General features: G+C 42.2%; 18 protein-coding genes and 2 other annotated features. Of the genes, 17 read left to right on the top strand and 1 reads right to left on the bottom strand.

The window, feature by feature from the left end:
• Window positions 1–18 precede the first annotated feature (18 nt).
• The gene (gene ysxE / locus MHB41_RS12565) at window positions 19–1,050 is read left to right on the top strand and encodes a spore coat protein YsxE (RefSeq protein WP_034279820.1); all 1,032 of its coding nucleotides are present in this window, start codon (window positions 19–21) and stop codon (window positions 1,048–1,050) included.
• 51 nt (window positions 1,051–1,101) lie between these two features.
• Here the strand turns inward: ysxE and MHB41_RS12560 are convergent, their stop codons facing one another.
• Entirely contained in the window at window positions 1,102–1,290 is a 189-nt protein-coding gene (locus tag MHB41_RS12560; protein ID WP_003216497.1) for a hypothetical protein, read from the bottom strand.
• A gap of 168 nt (window positions 1,291–1,458) precedes the next feature.
• Window positions 1,459–1,688 (top strand) — a binding site (T-box leader).
• Window positions 1,689–1,748: 60 nt separating this feature from the next.
• On the opposite strand from MHB41_RS12560, the gene MHB41_RS12555 reads away from it, so the two are divergent.
• The 16 genes from MHB41_RS12555 to rpmA all read left to right on the top strand — a co-directional run bounded on the left by MHB41_RS12555 (window position 1,749) and on the right by rpmA (window position 16,361).
• Window positions 1,749–4,391, top strand: coding sequence for a valine--tRNA ligase (locus MHB41_RS12555; RefSeq protein WP_025092445.1), 2,643 nt, complete (start codon window positions 1,749–1,751; stop codon window positions 4,389–4,391).
• Window positions 4,392–4,456: 65 nt separating this feature from the next.
• On the top strand, window positions 4,457–5,761 hold the full coding sequence (locus MHB41_RS12550) for a folylpolyglutamate synthase/dihydrofolate synthase family protein (protein ID WP_340900063.1): 1,305 nt from the start codon (window positions 4,457–4,459) through the stop codon (window positions 5,759–5,761).
• 147 nt (window positions 5,762–5,908) lie between these two features.
• Window positions 5,909–6,640, top strand: a complete 732-nt coding sequence (locus MHB41_RS12545; RefSeq protein WP_268456563.1) for an A24 family peptidase — start codon at window positions 5,909–5,911, stop codon at window positions 6,638–6,640.
• A 157-nt stretch (window positions 6,641–6,797) separates the two neighbouring features.
• Window positions 6,798–7,814 (top strand): SPOR domain-containing protein, encoded by a 1,017-nt coding sequence (locus MHB41_RS12540; protein WP_340900064.1) that lies wholly within the window; start codon window positions 6,798–6,800, stop codon window positions 7,812–7,814.
• 177 nt (window positions 7,815–7,991) lie between these two features.
• Complete coding sequence (locus tag MHB41_RS12535; RefSeq protein ID WP_046311944.1) at window positions 7,992–8,561, top strand: Maf family protein; 570 nt, start codon at window positions 7,992–7,994, stop codon at window positions 8,559–8,561.
• Window positions 8,562–8,608: 47 nt separating this feature from the next.
• Entirely contained in the window at window positions 8,609–9,283 is a 675-nt protein-coding gene (gene radC / locus MHB41_RS12530; protein ID WP_034280738.1) for a DNA repair protein RadC, read from the top strand.
• 89 nt (window positions 9,284–9,372) lie between these two features.
• The gene (locus MHB41_RS12525; protein ID WP_007501538.1) at window positions 9,373–10,392 is read left to right on the top strand and encodes a rod shape-determining protein; all 1,020 of its coding nucleotides are present in this window, start codon (window positions 9,373–9,375) and stop codon (window positions 10,390–10,392) included.
• A 27-nt stretch (window positions 10,393–10,419) separates the two neighbouring features.
• Complete coding sequence (mreC, locus tag MHB41_RS12520; protein ID WP_024423163.1) at window positions 10,420–11,319, top strand: rod shape-determining protein MreC; 900 nt, start codon at window positions 10,420–10,422, stop codon at window positions 11,317–11,319.
• Entirely contained in the window at window positions 11,316–11,834 is a 519-nt protein-coding gene (mreD, locus tag MHB41_RS12515) for a rod shape-determining protein MreD (protein ID WP_024423162.1), read from the top strand. Before mreC ends, mreD begins: the two co-directional genes overlap by 4 nt.
• 54 nt (window positions 11,835–11,888) lie before the next feature.
• Window positions 11,889–12,572: a septum site-determining protein MinC gene (gene minC, locus MHB41_RS12510; RefSeq protein ID WP_024423161.1), complete on the top strand. Its 684-nt coding sequence runs from the start codon at window positions 11,889–11,891 to the stop codon at window positions 12,570–12,572.
• Window positions 12,573–12,574: 2 nt separating this feature from the next.
• Complete coding sequence (minD, locus tag MHB41_RS12505) at window positions 12,575–13,378, top strand: septum site-determining protein MinD (RefSeq protein WP_017358134.1); 804 nt, start codon at window positions 12,575–12,577, stop codon at window positions 13,376–13,378.
• A gap of 219 nt (window positions 13,379–13,597) precedes the next feature.
• Entirely contained in the window at window positions 13,598–14,389 is a 792-nt protein-coding gene (locus tag MHB41_RS12500) for a M23 family metallopeptidase (RefSeq protein WP_034621125.1), read from the top strand.
• A complete protein-coding gene (locus MHB41_RS12495; protein WP_268437216.1) occupies window positions 14,382–15,251 on the top strand; it encodes a M50 family metallopeptidase in 870 nt (289 codons plus the stop codon). Before MHB41_RS12500 ends, MHB41_RS12495 begins: the two co-directional genes overlap by 8 nt.
• Window positions 15,252–15,317: 66 nt before the next feature.
• Window positions 15,318–15,390 (top strand) — a sequence feature (ribosomal protein L21 leader region).
• Window positions 15,391–15,402: 12 nt separating this feature from the next.
• The gene (rplU, locus tag MHB41_RS12490; protein WP_003216781.1) at window positions 15,403–15,711 is read left to right on the top strand and encodes a 50S ribosomal protein L21; all 309 of its coding nucleotides are present in this window, start codon (window positions 15,403–15,405) and stop codon (window positions 15,709–15,711) included.
• Between the two features lie 14 nt (window positions 15,712–15,725).
• On the top strand, window positions 15,726–16,064 hold the full coding sequence (locus tag MHB41_RS12485) for a ribosomal-processing cysteine protease Prp (RefSeq protein ID WP_034621123.1): 339 nt from the start codon (window positions 15,726–15,728) through the stop codon (window positions 16,062–16,064).
• Between the two features lie 12 nt (window positions 16,065–16,076).
• Window positions 16,077–16,361, top strand: coding sequence for a 50S ribosomal protein L27 (gene rpmA, locus MHB41_RS12480; protein ID WP_003216586.1), 285 nt, complete (start codon window positions 16,077–16,079; stop codon window positions 16,359–16,361).
• Window positions 16,362–16,566 lie beyond the last annotated feature (205 nt).

Here is a 16,566-nt window from a genome sequence, read left to right as displayed (position 1 = left end):
AAAATGTGGTGAGTGAACGTGGATGAAATCCAATCTGTCTTATACGAATACGGGCTTGAGGCTGAATATATTGAACCTGTCAGTCCTGCTGTCATCAAGGTCTATACTAAGCAGGGTGTATTTGCTCTGAAACGAGTAAAAGCCAGCCGGCATATGCAATTTACAGAACAAATGCTTGAACTGGAATCAAAGGGCTATCGCTCCTTTGTGCCGATTTATCGGACGAAGAGCGGTTCCTTTTTCTCAAGTCATCGGGAAAGCCGGTATGCATACTATTTGATGCCGTGGCTGACGAATGAAAAGAGAGAAGAGCAGGACGATAAGCATGAATATTTATTTCAAGAGATTGCAAGACTTCATAAGCGGACTGAAGTCATGATGGATATCACAGCGCAAGAGATAGAAGCACATTACACACAAATCAAGACCAAATGGGAAACAGAGAAAGACATGTATGAACGATTCATAGAGCGGGCAGAACAAACGTGGTATATGTCGCCATTTGAGCTGGCCGCTGCTATGTATTTTTCAGAGGCGATGTCTGCCAGTGAATTTGCGCTTGAACGTTTAGAAGATTGGCATGAAGAAATGACAGACAAAGAGACAACGCGTGTTGTGCTAAATCATGGACAGCTATCGATCCATCACTTTTTGTATAATGATGTAGGGACAGGACATTTCACCAATTTTGAGCGGTCTAAAAAAGCCGCCCCCATTTATGATCTTCTGACCTTTTACTTTCGGACATTCAAAACCTATCCCACGTCTTGTCCTGAATGCACTTCCTTGTTTTATACGTATCAAAAAGGAAACCCACTTCGGGAGGAAGAACTGCATTTATTCCTAAGCTACCTCGCTTATCCGCAAGGTCTGTTTGATACAGTAAAAGCCTATGAAGCAGGCGGGCAGGATGAAATGGAAAGCTGCCAGCAGCTGTTAAGAGCGTATTGGCAGATGAAAAATTCAGAGCCGACTGTCATGAAGATTCACGAGATTGAGCAGGCTAGACGGCTTGAAGAAGAACAAAGTGCCTCGTCATCGGCGGAATGACGAGGTTATGCTGCGCTGGCTTTATATGGGCAGGTACATAATGATAAGTTTTTAAAACCAATCAAGGTGAAAGGCACAGGCGAGAAAAATAAGAATACCTAGAATGAGGACGTCAAATGTCGTAGGGAAAATGATCGTACGAAATCCTTGAAATATAGCAATCGGGAGAACGACTTGGGAAGCAACTGCCCGAATTTGTCTCAACCAGGGGGGAAGTGTGTAAGGATTGATCTTCTTCAAATCAAACGCCCTCCTTCTTCATTTTGTTATTATCATATGGGCAAAAGGGCGAAGGGTGCCTGCCCAATTTGTATAAAGAAGAAGAAAAGCGGAAAAGATGATTGACGAAAACAAAAGGCATTTAGTAATATTAATAAAAGATGAGTATGTGCTGATGAACGTGATATATCGTAAGCGTGGATCAGGAAGAGTACGAGCAAGACCCTAAAGAGAGGGAAACCAAGAGCTGAAAGGTTTCCTAGGATGTACTTGTTTGGAAGGTCGCCTGTGAGCTTAATTTCTTGAATGAACAAGTAGAGAAATTCGGGAGAACCCCGTTATCCTTTAGAGTGTATGGGACACGTATATGTGTCTCGTGAAAAAAGGTGGTACCGCGAAAAAGCTTTTTCGTCCTTTTATAAGGATGGAAAGGCTTTTTTTTATGTTTCATCAGCCGAAAAAATGTGGAGGTTACACAAATGGGAACAAATAATCAAGAAATGCCAACAAAGTACGATCCAAATGCGATTGAAAAAGACCGCTATACGTACTGGCTTGAAGGGAAATTCTTCGAAGCACAAAATGACAAAACGAAAGATCCATATACAGTCGTCATTCCTCCACCAAACGTGACAGGAAAACTGCATCTTGGGCATGCATGGGATTCTACACTACAAGACATCGTGACACGTATGAAACGGATGCAGGGCTATGACGTTCTTTGGCTTCCAGGTATGGACCATGCCGGTATTGCAACTCAAGCAAAAGTCGAGGCAAAGCTTCGCGAAGAAGGCGTAAGCCGGTATGACCTTGGCCGGGAGAAATTTGTAGAAGAAACGTGGAAGTGGAAAGAAGAATATGCAGATTTTATTCGCAGCCAGTGGGCGAAAATGGGCCTTGGCCTCGATTACTCCCGTGAACGTTTTACTTTAGATGAAGGTCTGAATAAAGCCGTTCGCCAAGTGTTTGTTCAATTGTATGAAAAAGGGCTTATTTATCGCGGAGAGTACATCATTAACTGGGATCCAGCAACGAAAACGGCACTTTCTGATATTGAAGTGATTTATAAGGATGTTCAAGGTGCGTTTTATCACTTGAGATATCCGCTTTCAGATGGAACAGGTTCAATTGAAATTGCGACAACAAGACCTGAAACTATGCTGGGGGATACAGCCGTAGCCGTACACCCTGATGACGAACGCTATCAGCATTTGATTGGAAAAACAGTGGTTTTACCAATTACAGGCCGTGAAATCCCAATCGTCGGTGATGACTATGTCGATATGGAGTTTGGTTCAGGTGCTGTGAAAATTACACCTGCTCATGACCCGAATGACTTTGAGCTTGGAAACCGCCATGGGTTAGAGCGTATTCTTGTCATGAATGAAGATGGCACAATGAATGCGAATGCACTGCAATATAAAGGGATGGACCGCTTCGAATGCCGCAAACAGCTTGTGAAGGATTTACAAGAGGAAGGCATTTTGTTCAAAATTGAAGACCACATGCATTCAGTTGGTCATAGTGAGCGAAGTGGAGCTGTCGTTGAACCGTATTTATCGACACAATGGTTTGTGAAAATGCAGCCGCTGGCAGACGAAGCCATTCATCTGCAAAAAGGGGACGACCAAGTTCAATTTGTTCCAGACCGATTTGAAAAGACATATTTACATTGGATGGAAAATATCCGTGACTGGTGTATTTCTCGTCAGCTATGGTGGGGACACCGAATTCCGGCTTGGTATCATAAAGAAACGAAAGAAGTATACGTTGGACTTGAAGCACCAGAAGATATTGAGAACTGGGAACAGGATAACGATGTGCTTGATACATGGTTTAGTTCAGCACTTTGGCCGTTTTCTACAATGGGCTGGCCAGATGCAGACAGTGAAGACTTCAAGCGCTACTACCCAACCAATCTGCTTGTAACAGGCTATGACATCATTTTCTTCTGGGTATCCCGCATGATCTTCCAAGGACTTGAATTCACAGGAGAAAAACCGTTTAAAGATGTCCTCATTCATGGGCTCATCCGCGACGAACAAGGACGTAAAATGAGTAAGTCGCTTGGCAACGGAATTGATCCAATGGAGGTCATCGACAAATACGGTGCGGATTCATTAAGATATTTCTTAGCGACTGGAAGCTCACCAGGTCAGGATCTTCGTTTTAGCTTTGAAAAGGTTGAATCCACTTGGAACTTTGCGAACAAAATTTGGAACGCATCCCGTTTTGCTTTAATGAATATGGATGGTTTAACGTATGATGAGCTTGATTTATCAGGGGAAAAATCAGTTGCTGATCAATGGATTTTAACACGCTTAAATGAAACGATTGAAAGTGTCACACAGCTTGCTGACAAGTATGAATTCGGTGAAGTGGGCAGACATTTATACAACTTCATTTGGGATGATTTCTGTGATTGGTACATTGAAATGGCGAAACTTCCGCTTTATGGTGAAGACGAAGCGGCGAAGAAAACGACTCGTTCGATCCTTGCGTATGTATTAGATCAAACGATGAGGCTTCTACATCCGTTTATGCCGTTCTTAACAGAAGAAATCTGGCAGCATCTGCCGCATGAAGGTGAGTCCATTACTGTAGCGGCATGGCCTGAAGTGAAGCCGGAGCTTTCCAATGAACAAGCTTCTGCTGATATGAAGCTGCTTGTTGAACTCATTCGTTCTGTTCGTAACATTCGCAGTGAAGTGAACACGCCAATGAGCAAACAAGTTGAGCTTTACATTAAAGCATCTACGTCTGATGTTCAGGAACGTTTAGAGAAAAATCGTTCATATATTGAGCGCTTCACGAACCCAAGTGTTCTTGAAATTGGCACAGATGTTCCAGCTAGTGATAAAGCGATGACGGCTGTTATTTCTGGAGCAGAACTCATTCTGCCGCTTGAAGGCTTAATCAACTTGGATGAAGAAATTGCACGCCTGCAAAAAGAGCTTGATAAGCTGACAAAAGAAGTGGAACGAGTACAGAAAAAGCTTGGCAACGAAGGCTTTATGAAAAAAGCACCTGAAAGTGTCGTAGAAGAAGAGCGTGCGAAAGAACGTGATTATGTCGCAAAACGCGAAGCTGTTCAAAAGCGTATTGAAGAGCTGAAAGCATAAGGTTGAAAAGACGGCTCCTAATGAAATGGAGTCGTCTTTTTTGAAAATTTCGTATGAAATGAGAGATGACATTGTTTACAACCTATCATGAAGCGATTGAGTGGATTCACAGCAGACTGGCCTTTGGTGTAAAACCGGGTCTTGAACGAATGAAATGGCTGATGAACAGACTAGGCAATCCGGAACAAAGCATAAAAGCAATACATGTTGCAGGTACAAATGGTAAAGGATCAACCATTGCGTTCACGCGTTCTGTTTTACAGGCAGCCGGCTATTCGGTCGGAACCTTCACCTCCCCATTTATACTAACGTTCAATGAAAGAATCAGCGTGAACGGAGCGCCTATAGAGGATGAAGAATGGCTGAGTTTGGTGAATGAAATCAAGCCGCTTGTTGATGAATTAGATCAAACTGAGCTTGGCGCAGCAACAGAATTTGAAATCATTACAGCGTGTGCATTTGCTTATTTTGCTCATGTGCACCAAGTAGACTTTGTCCTCTTGGAAACAGGGCTTGGCGGAAGGCTTGATTCTACAAATATTGCTGTGCCTATCTTAACAGCGATTACGTCGATTGGTCATGATCATATGGCCATTTTAGGTGACACACTTGAACAAATTGCAGCTGAAAAAGCGGGCATTATCAAAGAGGGTATTCCGATGATCACGGCAGTTCACCAGCCTGAAGCTCTTGTTGTCATTCAAAACACAGCCAAAGAAAAGAATGCCGAATGTATTTCCTTACATGATACTTGTATCTTTAATGAGCAGCAGCCGACAGAAACAGGTGAACGATTCACGTTACGCACATCAAAAAGGCAGTATCCTCAGCTTGAAACAGGATTAATTGGAACGCATCAAAGGCAAAATGCTTCCCTTGCTGTTTTACTCATTGAATGGCTGGAGCAAGAAGGCTATATTAGCGTGATAGAAGGGCAAATATATGAAGGCGTTCGGCAGGCAGTTTGGGCTGGAAGGTTTGAAAAAGTCAAAGATCATCCTCCAGTGTATTTAGACGGTGCTCATAATGAAGAAGGGATCGATCGTTTAATTGAAACTGTGCAAGCTCATTTTTCTAGTAAACAGGTGCATATATGTTTTAGTGCTTTAAAAGATAAGCCGTACAAGCAAATGATTCAAAAGCTTGAAGCCGTTAGTTCTTCTATCCATTTTGTTTCATTTGATTTTCCAAGAGCCGAATCAGCTGAAAAGCTTTATGTATGCAGTCAGTTAGACGCAAAGTCTTATGATGATGACCCTCGTACAGTGCTTGAGTTCATTCAGAAAAAAAGTGATGATCCTTCAGCGGTGATTCTTGTGACAGGCTCTCTTTATTTTATTTCAGATATACGTAATCGTATGATCGGGTAACAAAAAAACGCAAATGGCTTCAATGCCTCTTGCGTTTTTTTCTTTTGATACGCAGAAGGGAAGTAAAATCATATTTTCGCTATGTGCTCAATGAATAGGGTCGTGGTAAAATCCGGTCTATCTTATTCTCGGAAGGGGTCACAATATATGATAGGCATTTTTGTGTTTCTTGCAGGCATCACCATGGGGTCGTTCTTTCATCTAGTTGGTGAAAGGCTGCCACTGAAGCGGTCTATTCTTTTTCCTCGTTCTCACTGTACAGCCTGTAAACAGCCGCTTTCCTTGCGCGAGATGATTCCGCTAGTTTCGTATGCATTATTGAGGGGGACTTGTAAATATTGCGGCACTCGGCTGTCTTTGCTATATCCACTGATTGAGCTGCTGTCAGGCAGTCTTTTTTTGCTCATGTATAGAATCGCTGGTATTTCGTTTGAAGGTCTTTTTCTTGTGATTCTTTGTAGTTTATTTGTGATTGCTGTCGTGAGCGATCTCCTTTATATGAGGGTGCCAAACGAGCTGTTTCTCTTCTTTTTTCCTCTTTTCGTCATATACCGCACGCTTGAACCTCTACTTATTTGGTGGGAAGGAGCGGCTTCGCTTCTTTTTTGCTTTCTCTTGTTTTATATTTTAGATCGTTTCAAGCCAAATAGCATGGGCGGAGCTGATATCAAGCTGTTCGGAGTGCTTGCATTTTGCTTAGGATTCAAGCCATTCCTTCTCATTCTTTTCCTCTCGTGTATCACTGGAATCGTCTATGCGAAGGTTTTTTCTTTTCGATTAGATGAGCCATTTCCCTTTGTTCCTGCGATCTCTTTTTCTTTTTGGCTGTATCTCTATGGAGTTCATGTCATGCTCCCATTCACCGGGTCGACCGGTTGAAAAAATTGGCGAACACTTTTTTTTCCTGCCGACAAAAGTCTTGTTCTTTTTTTTATCCGCTATGTTAAAGTGTGAAACAGAAAGAAGGACGGGTTACATTCGCGCTGATTCATTGGACAAAAAGGTCTTTCTTACAAACAATGTCAGAAAGCGGGGAATGACAGTGAAAAAAAGGCAGGCAAAAAAACAAGGGTTAAAAGTCAATATTAATGGCAAAGAAGAAATACTTCATGAAGATGACCATCAGCCGCCAAAACAACAAGAGGATGATCAAGTGACGTTTTCGAATTGGGAGGAAAAAAGGCAGTCAGAACTGGAGACAGCTGCTTCCGAGGAAGAACCGGCTAAACCGAAAGAAGAAGATTTCCAGTGGGATGATGCAGCTGATCATATTTATCATTCTGATCCAAAGGTCGTCACACCTTATCAAAAGAAAAAAGGCTCCTTTGATCAGAAGTTCGGTAAAAACCGCGGCCCGTTTAAGAGAGTGATGACAACGATTGTGTTTGCAGTGGTTCTTGGGACAGGCCTAGGTGTGTTTGCACTTAGCCTAAGTCAAGATGGTACTCAGAATCCATCAGGGGGAGATATCAGCGTTTCAGCATCCGGAAATCAATCATCGATGAAAGCGGGCGGGGATGCGCCGCCAGCAGATACTGCTGATGAATCAAAAGAGAATAAAGATGAAAAAAGCGCCTCTGACAGCTTTTCAACATATGTTGTACAGGCTGGAAAGTTTTCCTCTGAAAAAGGAGCAGATGAATTAGTTGGCAGTTTAAAAGAAGCAGGATACGCGGGGAAAAAGGTTTCAATGGATGATGGCTATTATGTTATTGCCGGGCTTGCGACAGAACAGGGCATGACAAGCGCTGTTGGGAAGAAGCTGATTGATCAGCACTTTGAGGCGTGGGGAGGCAAGGAGCTCTCATTTCAAGTACCGGAGGAGCTGACTAGTTTAATAGAAAAGGCATCTGTTTTATCCTCTAAGGTCATTGCAGGGGATGATGTGGATCAAAAGGACGTTGCGCAGCTGATCTCTGAGCTTGAAAGTGCCAAAACAACGGACGCACCAGCTAAAAGCAGTTTGCTGAAAGCGGTGCAGCTGTTAAATGAACCTACTGCTGAAAACGGGTGGAAATCTCAGCAGGTACTGCTTGATCAATTAAATACGTAAAATCATATTTTAAGAAACCAAACTAGTCAAAAAATGACTAGTTTTTTTCTTTTGCATCCAACATAATGATGAAGGAACATGAAAAATGAATTTTCGTAAATTGTCGGTAAGATGTACATTTGATAGGATGAATGGGTATCTTACTTCTTAGGCTAAACCCTGAAAGGATGAACAAACATGAACCAATTGATTCTCGCATCTCAATCCCCTAGAAGAAAAGAATTGCTTGATCTAGCAGGGTTTTCTTATGACATTCAAGCAAGTCAATTAAAAGAAGAAATAAATCGAAACTTTTCTCCTGCAGAGAACGTCCAATGGTTGGCAGAACAAAAAGCAAGTGATATTCAAAGATTATATCCCGAAGCTGTGATTATTGGTGCAGATACGATTGTTGCAATTGACGGCAAATGTCTTGGGAAACCAAAAGACAAGGAAGAAGCGGCCTCAATGCTTCAATTATTGTCAGGAAAGACACATCAAGTCTTGACGGGTGTCACGATTCAGTCAGAGAATAGAAAAGAAACATTTTATGAACAAACAGAAGTGACGTTTTGGACACTTGCGCAAAATGAAATAGACCGTTATATCGAAACGGGAGAACCGCTTGATAAAGCGGGAAGCTATGGCATTCAAGGAAAAGGCGCACTGTTTGTTCAAAAAATAGATGGTGATTATTTTTCCGTTGTCGGTCTCCCTATTGCCAAAACAGTTAGAGTGCTCGAAACATTTGGAATCACCCCTTTTTGATGACAGGAAGGAATCTAAAAGGAGTGGGCATCATGAACGATTTCCCTATGTTGCTAAAGCATTTTCCTCAAGATGAAAAGCCGAGAGAACGATTTATGAAATATGGTCCCGGCAGTCTGTCAAACCATGAACTTGTTGCGATTCTTTTAAGGACAGGCACAAAAAAGGAATCAGTTCTCCAAATTTCTGCAAGACTTCTGCAAACATTTGGCGGTCTTCGCTCTGTAAGAGAAGCCTCAATTGAAGAAATGTCGAAGATTCGAGGAGTTGGAAAGGCGAAGGCGGTCTCTCTATTAGCTGCTTTAGAACTCGGCACTAGATTACACCATCAAACGACGGACAACCGCTATGTGATCCGCACACCAGAGGATGGGGCAAAATATGTGATGGAAGATATGAGGTTTTTACAACAGGAGAATTTCGTTTGTCTTTATCTCAATTCAAAAAATCAAGTTCTTCATAAACATACTGTGTTTATTGGAAGTTTGAACTCATCCATCGTTCACCCGCGTGAAATTTTCAAAGAGGCGTTTAAACGTTCGGCTGCTTCATTTATATGTGTGCACAACCATCCATCTGGAGACCCGACGCCGAGCAGGGAAGATATTGAAGTCACACAGCGACTTTTTGAATGTGGAAAGCTGATTGGAATACAGCTGCTTGATCATCTTGTCATAGGTGATCAAAAATTTGTGAGTTTGAAGGAAAAAGGGTATTTGTAACACTTTTTTTTTCAATGTTTTACGATATAATAGAGTTTATGAGTTTTTCCCTAAGGGAATTTTGGTTTAAGAAAGGAAGATACATACATATGTTTGGAATTGGTACAAAAGACCTTGGAATAGATCTTGGAACAGCGAATACGCTTGTTTTTATTAAAGGAAAAGGCATTGTTGTGAGAGAACCTTCGGTCGTAGCCTTGGAAACTGATACGAAGTCTATAGTGGCAGTTGGAAATGATGCTAGAAACATGATTGGCCGTACACCTGGTAATGTTGTGGCATTACGCCCAATGAAAGACGGAGTCATTGCAGATTACGAGACGACAGCAACAATGATGAAATATTACATTAATCAAGCATTAAAAGGCAAAGGGCTTTTTGCTCGTAAACCTTACGTCATGGTATGTGTACCATCTGGTATTACAGCTGTAGAAGAGCGTGCAGTCATTGATGCAACAAGACAAGCTGGTGCACGTGACGCATACCCGATTGAAGAGCCATTTGCTGCGGCAATCGGTGCTAACCTGCCTGTATGGGAGCCAACAGGAAGTATGGTTGTGGACATTGGCGGCGGTACAACAGAGGTAGCGATTATTTCTCTTGGCGGCATTGTGACATCACAATCAATCCGCGTGGCAGGAGATGAGATGGATGATGCGATCAGCAGCTACATCCGTAAAACGTATAACCTAATGATCGGTGATCGTACGTCAGAAGCGATTAAAATGGAAATCGGTTCTGCGCAGCCTGATGTACATGATGAGATGGACATTCGCGGCCGTGACCTTTTAACAGGTCTGCCAAAAACAATCTCTATTACGGCAGAAGAGATTGCAAAAGCGCTTCGCGATACGGTGGAAACAATTGTCGATGCAGTGAAAATGACTCTTGAAAAAACCCCGCCTGAGCTGGCAGCAGATATTATGGACCGCGGAATTGTTTTAACAGGAGGCGGTGCATTGCTTCGTAATCTTGACAAAGTCATTAGTGATGAAACGAAAATGCCAGTCATTATTGCAGAAGACCCGCTTGACTGTGTGGCAATCGGGACAGGGAAAGCACTAGAACATATTCATTTGTTCAAAGGAAAATCAAAAGATAATCGATAATCGGGCGTAATTAAAGAGGTGTAAGACATGCCGCAGTTTTTTATGAATAAAAGATTAATGTTGCTCCTTGTCTGTGTCATCGTACTGGTGGCCATGATTGGTTTTTCAGTGAAAAGCGGCAGAGGTGCTTCATGGCCGGAAAAATTAGTGGGGGATACGACAGGCTTTTTTCAAGGTGTCTTTCATAAACCATCACAATTTATTGCCGGTATTTATGGGAACGTACAAGATTTAAAGAACACATATGATGAAAACGAGCGTCTTCGAAAAAAACTTGATGGACAAACTCAATATGAGGCGAAACTTCAAGAACTAGAAGATGAGAACAAAAAGCTTCGCAAACAGCTTGGCTATGTGAACTCTATTCGTGACTACACGCCAATTCTATCAACTGTTATCGCAAGAAACCCTTCTCTTTGGGATAGCTTTGTGATGATTGATAAAGGGAAAAAACAAGGCGTGGAAAAAGATATGGCAGTCACAAATGAGAGTGGCGCATTAATTGGGAAGATTGAAAGTGATAAGCTCAACAATTTTACTTCAACTGTAAGATTGCTAAGCTCTACTGACCAAAATAATAGAATTTCAACGAAAATTTTTGCGAAAAAGGGCAAAGAAGAACTCAATGGAATCATTAACGGTTATGACAGCAAGAAAAAAATGCTGACTATGAATATTCTGAAATCCGATGCAGATGGGGATGTCAAAAAAGGAGATCTTGTTGAAACATCTGGAGCAGGGGGCGTATTCCCGCAAGGCTTAACGATTGGTAAGGTAAGTGAAATCGAGCCAGACCATTACGGCCTGACAAAGATCATTTACGTAGAACCAGCGGCTGAACTCAACAATTTAGACCGTGTGATTGTGGTGAATCGCAGCACAAGTACAGCAGATGCATCTGAATTGACGAAGGAGGAAGGCTCGTGAAACGTGTCCTTCTTGCTTTCGTCATGTTGTTTATCTTCGTATTTGACAGCATTTTTGTTGATTTAGTGAAGCTCCCATTTGTTTCAGAGAATCAAATTTTAGCTCCTCATTTCATTTTACTCGCACTTGTATTTATGACTGCTTTTGTGAATCAAAAATATGGTGTGATTTACGGATTTATCTTTGGACTTTTATATGATATTTCATATACAGGCATACTTGGTGTTCATATGTTTGGCTTTGGGGCGCTTTGCTATTTGTTAGCAAAAGCCTTTAAAGTTCTGCAAACGAATATGTTAGTCGTTGTCTTTCTGTCGATTATTGCTGTTTCCGTGATGGAGTTTTATGTATACGGCGTTCAAGCGACAATTCAACCAGGGATTATGCCGTTTAATACGTATGTCATCGAACGCTTTATTCCAACGATTCTTTTAAATACTGCTGCGTCTCTCATACTTGTTGTGCCGTTTAGGCTCTTTTTCACCCACGTGAAACAAGGACTGATCGACGAATAAAAGCAGGAGTTTGTCCAATTACGGCGAAATGAGTATGTTGTTGAGGTGAGCATCTTGAAAACTCAAAAACAGCAATATGTGACGATAAAAGGTACAAAAAACGGATTAACATTACAGTTAAATGATGACTGTTCGTTTGATGACCTTCTTTCCGGCTTGCGAGAGGTTCTATTACTTGAGCAATATACAGATGGAAGAGAAGGACATAAGGTCAATGTGCATATTAAGCTTGGTTTTCGGTATTTAACAGAGGATCAGGAGACGCGTTTGACTGAAGCGGTGTCTGAAAATGAACATCTCGTCATCCACTCCATTGAAAGTGAAGTCATGTCAACTGAAGAGGCGAGACGATTAAAAGCAGAGGCTGAAATTACTTCTGTAGCAAAAATTGTGCGCTCTGGACAAGTGCTGCATGTCGAAGGAGATCTTTTATTAATAGGAGATGTCAATCCTGGCGGAACGATTCGCGCAGGAGGAAATATTTTTGTGCTTGGCGCATTAAAAGGTGTGGCGCATGCTGGATGTAATGGCAACAAACAGGCTGTTATTGCGGCATCTCATATGATTCCAACACAGCTTCGCATCGCACAAGTTTTTAACCGCGCGCCAGACCAAAAAGAAGATGGAAATGAAATGGAATGTGCTTATTTAGATATAGATGGCAATATGATCATTGAACGCCTGCAGCAATTGGCTCATATAAGACCTAATCTGACAAGGCTTGAGGGAGGAATGTGAAATTGGGCGAGGCTATTGTGATTACCTCAGGAAAAGGCGGCGTTGGCAAAACAACAACATCTGCAAACTTAGGCACAGCACTAGCGATTCAAGGGAAAAAAGTGTGTCTAGTTGATACCGATATCGGCCTTCGGAATTTGGATGTCGTGATGGGGCTAGAAAACCGCATTATTTATGATCTAGTCGATGTAGTAGAAGGAAGATGCAAAATTCATCAAGCGCTTGTAAAAGATAAGCGTTTCGAGGATCTTTTGTATCTTTTACCTGCTGCTCAAACAAGTGATAAAACGGCTGTAGAGCCGGAACAGATCAAAGAATTAATTCAATCATTGAAACAAGACTTTGATTATGTTGTTATTGACTGCCCTGCTGGAATTGAGCAAGGCTTTAAAAATGCTGTATCCGGTGCAGACAAGGCTATTGTCGTGACGACGCCTGAAATCTCAGCTGTGAGAGATGCGGACCGAATCATCGGTTTGTTAGAACAAGAAGATATCGAACCGCCTCGTTTGATTGTCAATCGTATTCGTACACACATGGCGAAAAATGGCGATTCAATGGATGTAGATGAAGTGGTACATCACTTATCGATTGATCTACTTGGCATTGTAGCAGATGATGATGATGTGATTAAGGCTTCAAACAATGGTGAACCAATTGTTATGGATGCTAAAAATAAAGTATCGATTGCCTATCGCAATATTGCCCGCCGGGTACTAGGCGAATCTGTTCCGCTTCAATCTTTTGAAGAAGAAAACAAGGGAATGTTTGCAAAGCTCAAAGCATTTTTTGGTGTAAGAGCATAATCACTGAACCGTGATAGAAAACCTTTGCAGTCTAGGAAAGACGGCTACCTTTGCGAAGCGAATTTGACATTCGTGAGTACCGGAGCGCAGACCTGACACCGAATGCGAGGGTTTGTCTGCACGCTGAGACCGATTCGATGAGAATCGGTCTTTTTGTTGCATATCAGATGGGGTTGTCACATAAAATGTACAAACTGTTTGTATGTAAAGGGTGATCTCATGAAAAGAGTGGACGAGTATCGAAAGAAAATCGCGCAGCGCCGCAAAATGATGCAGCCAGCTGCTCCCCCTAAGAAGACGGCTTTCAAGAAAAAAGAAGATATCCCGCCATGGGTTATGCTGACAGAGGAAGAAAAGCATTCTGGCTCGACCTCCTATGAATCCGCGTCCCATCAGCCAAAGAAATATCGTCATCCCTTATTTAACCCGAATACCTTTGTGCTTAAATGCTTATTATCAGCGTCCCTTGTTTTGATTGCAGCCATTTCATTTAAAGGTCAGACAGGTCCGTTTCAGCAGCTGAAGCCGATGATTACTCAGACTTTTGAGCAAGATTTTCAATTTGCTGCTGCTAACCGCTGGTTTGAAAAAACAGTTGGACATCCGCTGGCCTTTTTAACAGAGAAAAAAGATGGCCAAAAGGACGTACAAGCGAATCAAGAACTAGCTGTTCCTGCCTCTGGTAAAGTGCAGGAATCCTTTACGCAAAATGGAGCAGGTGTCAAAGTGGAGACATCCGCTGAAGCCATTGATAGTATGAAGGAAGGCTACGTGGTCGAGGTGAAAAAACAAAGCGATACAGGGCTTACCGTTGTAGTGCAGCATGCAGATAACAGCTATAGCTGGTACGGTCAATTAAAGAAAGCCGATGTGGCCTTATACGATTTTGTCGATAAGGGTGAAAAAATTGGCCAGATTTCACTTGATGATCAAGGGAAGGGCACGTATTACTTTGCCATTAAGCAAAATGAACAATTTATCGATCCTATTCAGGTGATGACCTTTGAATAGATGGCTGCTCATGCTGACGAAAATTCACATCCATCCGCTGCTGTGGATTGTGATGGCGTTTGCGGTTCTGTCAGGTCAAATCAAGCCGCTGCTTTGTCTGCTCGTGATTGTCTGTGTCCATGAACTTGGACATGCAGCGGCTGCCTGCTATTATCATTGGCGCATTCGGCGGATTTTTTTACTGCCATTTGGCGGAACGGTGGAAGTAGAGGAACATGGGAACCGTCCGTTAAAAGAAGAGCTGGCGGTCATTTTGTGCGGGCCGCTTCAGCATGTACCGCTCCAGCTCATGGCATGGCTTTTCATGGAGGCTTCTCTTATCTCGCACGATGTCTTTACCATGTTTACCTTTTATAATATGGCGATTTTCCTTGTGAATCTTTTGCCCGTTTGGCCGCTTGATGGCGGAAAATTATTCTTTTTGCTCTTATCTGTTTTTTACCCTTTCCAACGCGCACATGCCCTAGCAATAAAAGGCTCACTTGTCTTTTTCGGTCTATTGACAGGAGGGTTACTTTTATTTGCACCGCTGCAATTCAATGGCTGGGTGCTGCTTACTTTTTTAGCTTATTCACTCGTGATGGAACACAGGCAGCGGCATTACGTCAGGGTTCGCTTCTTACTAGAACGGTATTACGGTAAAAAAGAGCAGAAGGTAGAAAAACTGATTCCGCTGAGAGCAAGTGCAGAGGAAAAAGTATACGAAGTGATGGCACGATTTCAAAGGGGCTGCAAGCATCCGATTATTATTGAAAGAGATGGCGTGAAGATGAGCCAGCTTGATGAAAATGAACTGCTCCATGCGTATTTTTCAGATCGCAGAACCACCTCCTCAATGGAAGAGCTTCTTTTACCGTACTAATAGTGAAAATACATTGACATTCTGCGTCTAGTTTGATATATTTTTTAATGTTATGGATATGTAGCACCCGTGCTACAACCGCGCGGAGCAGGTGTAAAGTGCCTATGGCCCCCTGTATTCGGCGAGTCTGAGTTTATTAGGAGGTGCAGAGATGTACGCAATTATCGAAACTGGTGGTAAACAAGTAAAAGTTGAAGAAGGTCAAACTGTTTATGTTGAAAAACTAGCTGCTGAAGCAGGTGAAACAGTAACTTTCGAAAACGTATTGTTTGTCGGCGGAGACACTGTCAAAGTGGGTAACCCTTCAGTTGCTGGAGCAACAGTAACGGCTAAAGTTGAAAAACAAGGTCGCGGTAAGAAAATTACTGTGTTCAAGTACAAACCGAAGAAAAACAACCACAAGAAACAAGGTCATCGTCAACCTTACACTAAAGTTGTTATCGAAAAAATCAACGCTTAAGGCGTGTGAGTGATATGATCAAAGCAACCATTACTCGGTCTTCAGCAGATGAAAGCATTACGTCTTTTCAGATGACTGGACATGCCGAGTTTGCTGAAAAAGGTCAGGATCTCGTTTGTGCAGGTGTATCTGCTGTTGTTTTTGGCTCAGTCAATTCAATTATTGCACTGACAGGATTGGACCCACTGCTTGATATTGGTGAAGATGGCGGCTACTTCTCTTTTGAACTGCCGGCTGATACAGATCCAGTATCTTTTGAAAAAGCCCAGCTGCTTTTAGAAGGCATGGTCGTTTCCTTAGAGACAATTGAACGAGATTATCACGATTATGTGAGAATATCAACAAAAAAATAGGAGGTGAACTTCATGCTTAGATTAGATCTTCAATTTTTCGCATCTAAAAAAGGGGTAGGTTCTACAAAGAACGGACGTGACTCTGAGTCTAAACGTTTAGGCGCTAAACGTGCTGATGGTCAATTCGTAACTGGTGGTTCTATCCTTTATCGTCAACGTGGAACGAAAATCTATCCAGGTGAAAACGTTGGACGCGGAGGCGACGACACTCTTTTCGCTAAAATCGACGGAACAGTTAAATTCGAACGTTTCGGTCGTGACCGTAAAAAAGTGAGCGTATATCCTGCGGCACAATAATTGCTAAAAACTCCGGTCATTGACTGGAGTTTTTTCACTTTTTACAAGCAGTACCGAAGATGATAAAAGAAGATGCACTCCATAAATATCAAAGAACGTTTGCTGACTTTGCCTCATTTTCTCCTATACGATCAGAAAAAACAACCTTTCCTCACATAACTAGTGTTTTTCTATGCTGTCTTCTCTGTTATAATTCAGGGAGACA

The sequence above is a fragment of the Bacillus sp. FSL H7-0578 genome, from assembly GCF_038630855.1.
GTDB lineage: Bacteria > Bacillota > Bacilli > Bacillales > Bacillaceae > Bacillus > Bacillus safensis.
This window is presented reverse-complemented; position numbering and strand designations above follow the sequence as displayed.

Bases quoted from the DNA above. Each gene is read 5' to 3' on its own strand.
- MHB41_RS12555 (WP_025092445.1), top strand. From the start codon at position 1,749: ATGGGAACAAATAATCAAGAAATGCCAACAAAGTACGATCCAAATGCG.
- MHB41_RS12550 (WP_340900063.1), top strand. From the start codon at position 4,457: ATGACATTGTTTACAACCTATCATGAAGCGATTGAGTGGATTCACAGC.
- MHB41_RS12545 (WP_268456563.1), top strand. From the start codon at position 5,909: ATGATAGGCATTTTTGTGTTTCTTGCAGGCATCACCATGGGGTCGTTC.
- MHB41_RS12540 (WP_340900064.1), top strand. From the start codon at position 6,798: ATGACAGTGAAAAAAAGGCAGGCAAAAAAACAAGGGTTAAAAGTCAAT.
- MHB41_RS12535 (WP_046311944.1), top strand. From the start codon at position 7,992: ATGAACCAATTGATTCTCGCATCTCAATCCCCTAGAAGAAAAGAATTG.
- radC (WP_034280738.1), top strand. From the start codon at position 8,609: ATGTTGCTAAAGCATTTTCCTCAAGATGAAAAGCCGAGAGAACGATTT.
- MHB41_RS12525 (WP_007501538.1), top strand. From the start codon at position 9,373: ATGTTTGGAATTGGTACAAAAGACCTTGGAATAGATCTTGGAACAGCG.
- mreC (WP_024423163.1), top strand. From the start codon at position 10,420: ATGCCGCAGTTTTTTATGAATAAAAGATTAATGTTGCTCCTTGTCTGT.
- MHB41_RS12500 (WP_034621125.1), top strand. From the start codon at position 13,598: ATGAAAAGAGTGGACGAGTATCGAAAGAAAATCGCGCAGCGCCGCAAA.
- rplU (WP_003216781.1), top strand. From the start codon at position 15,403: ATGTACGCAATTATCGAAACTGGTGGTAAACAAGTAAAAGTTGAAGAA.
- MHB41_RS12485 (WP_034621123.1), top strand. From the start codon at position 15,726: ATGATCAAAGCAACCATTACTCGGTCTTCAGCAGATGAAAGCATTACG.
- rpmA (WP_003216586.1), top strand. From the start codon at position 16,077: ATGCTTAGATTAGATCTTCAATTTTTCGCATCTAAAAAAGGGGTAGGT.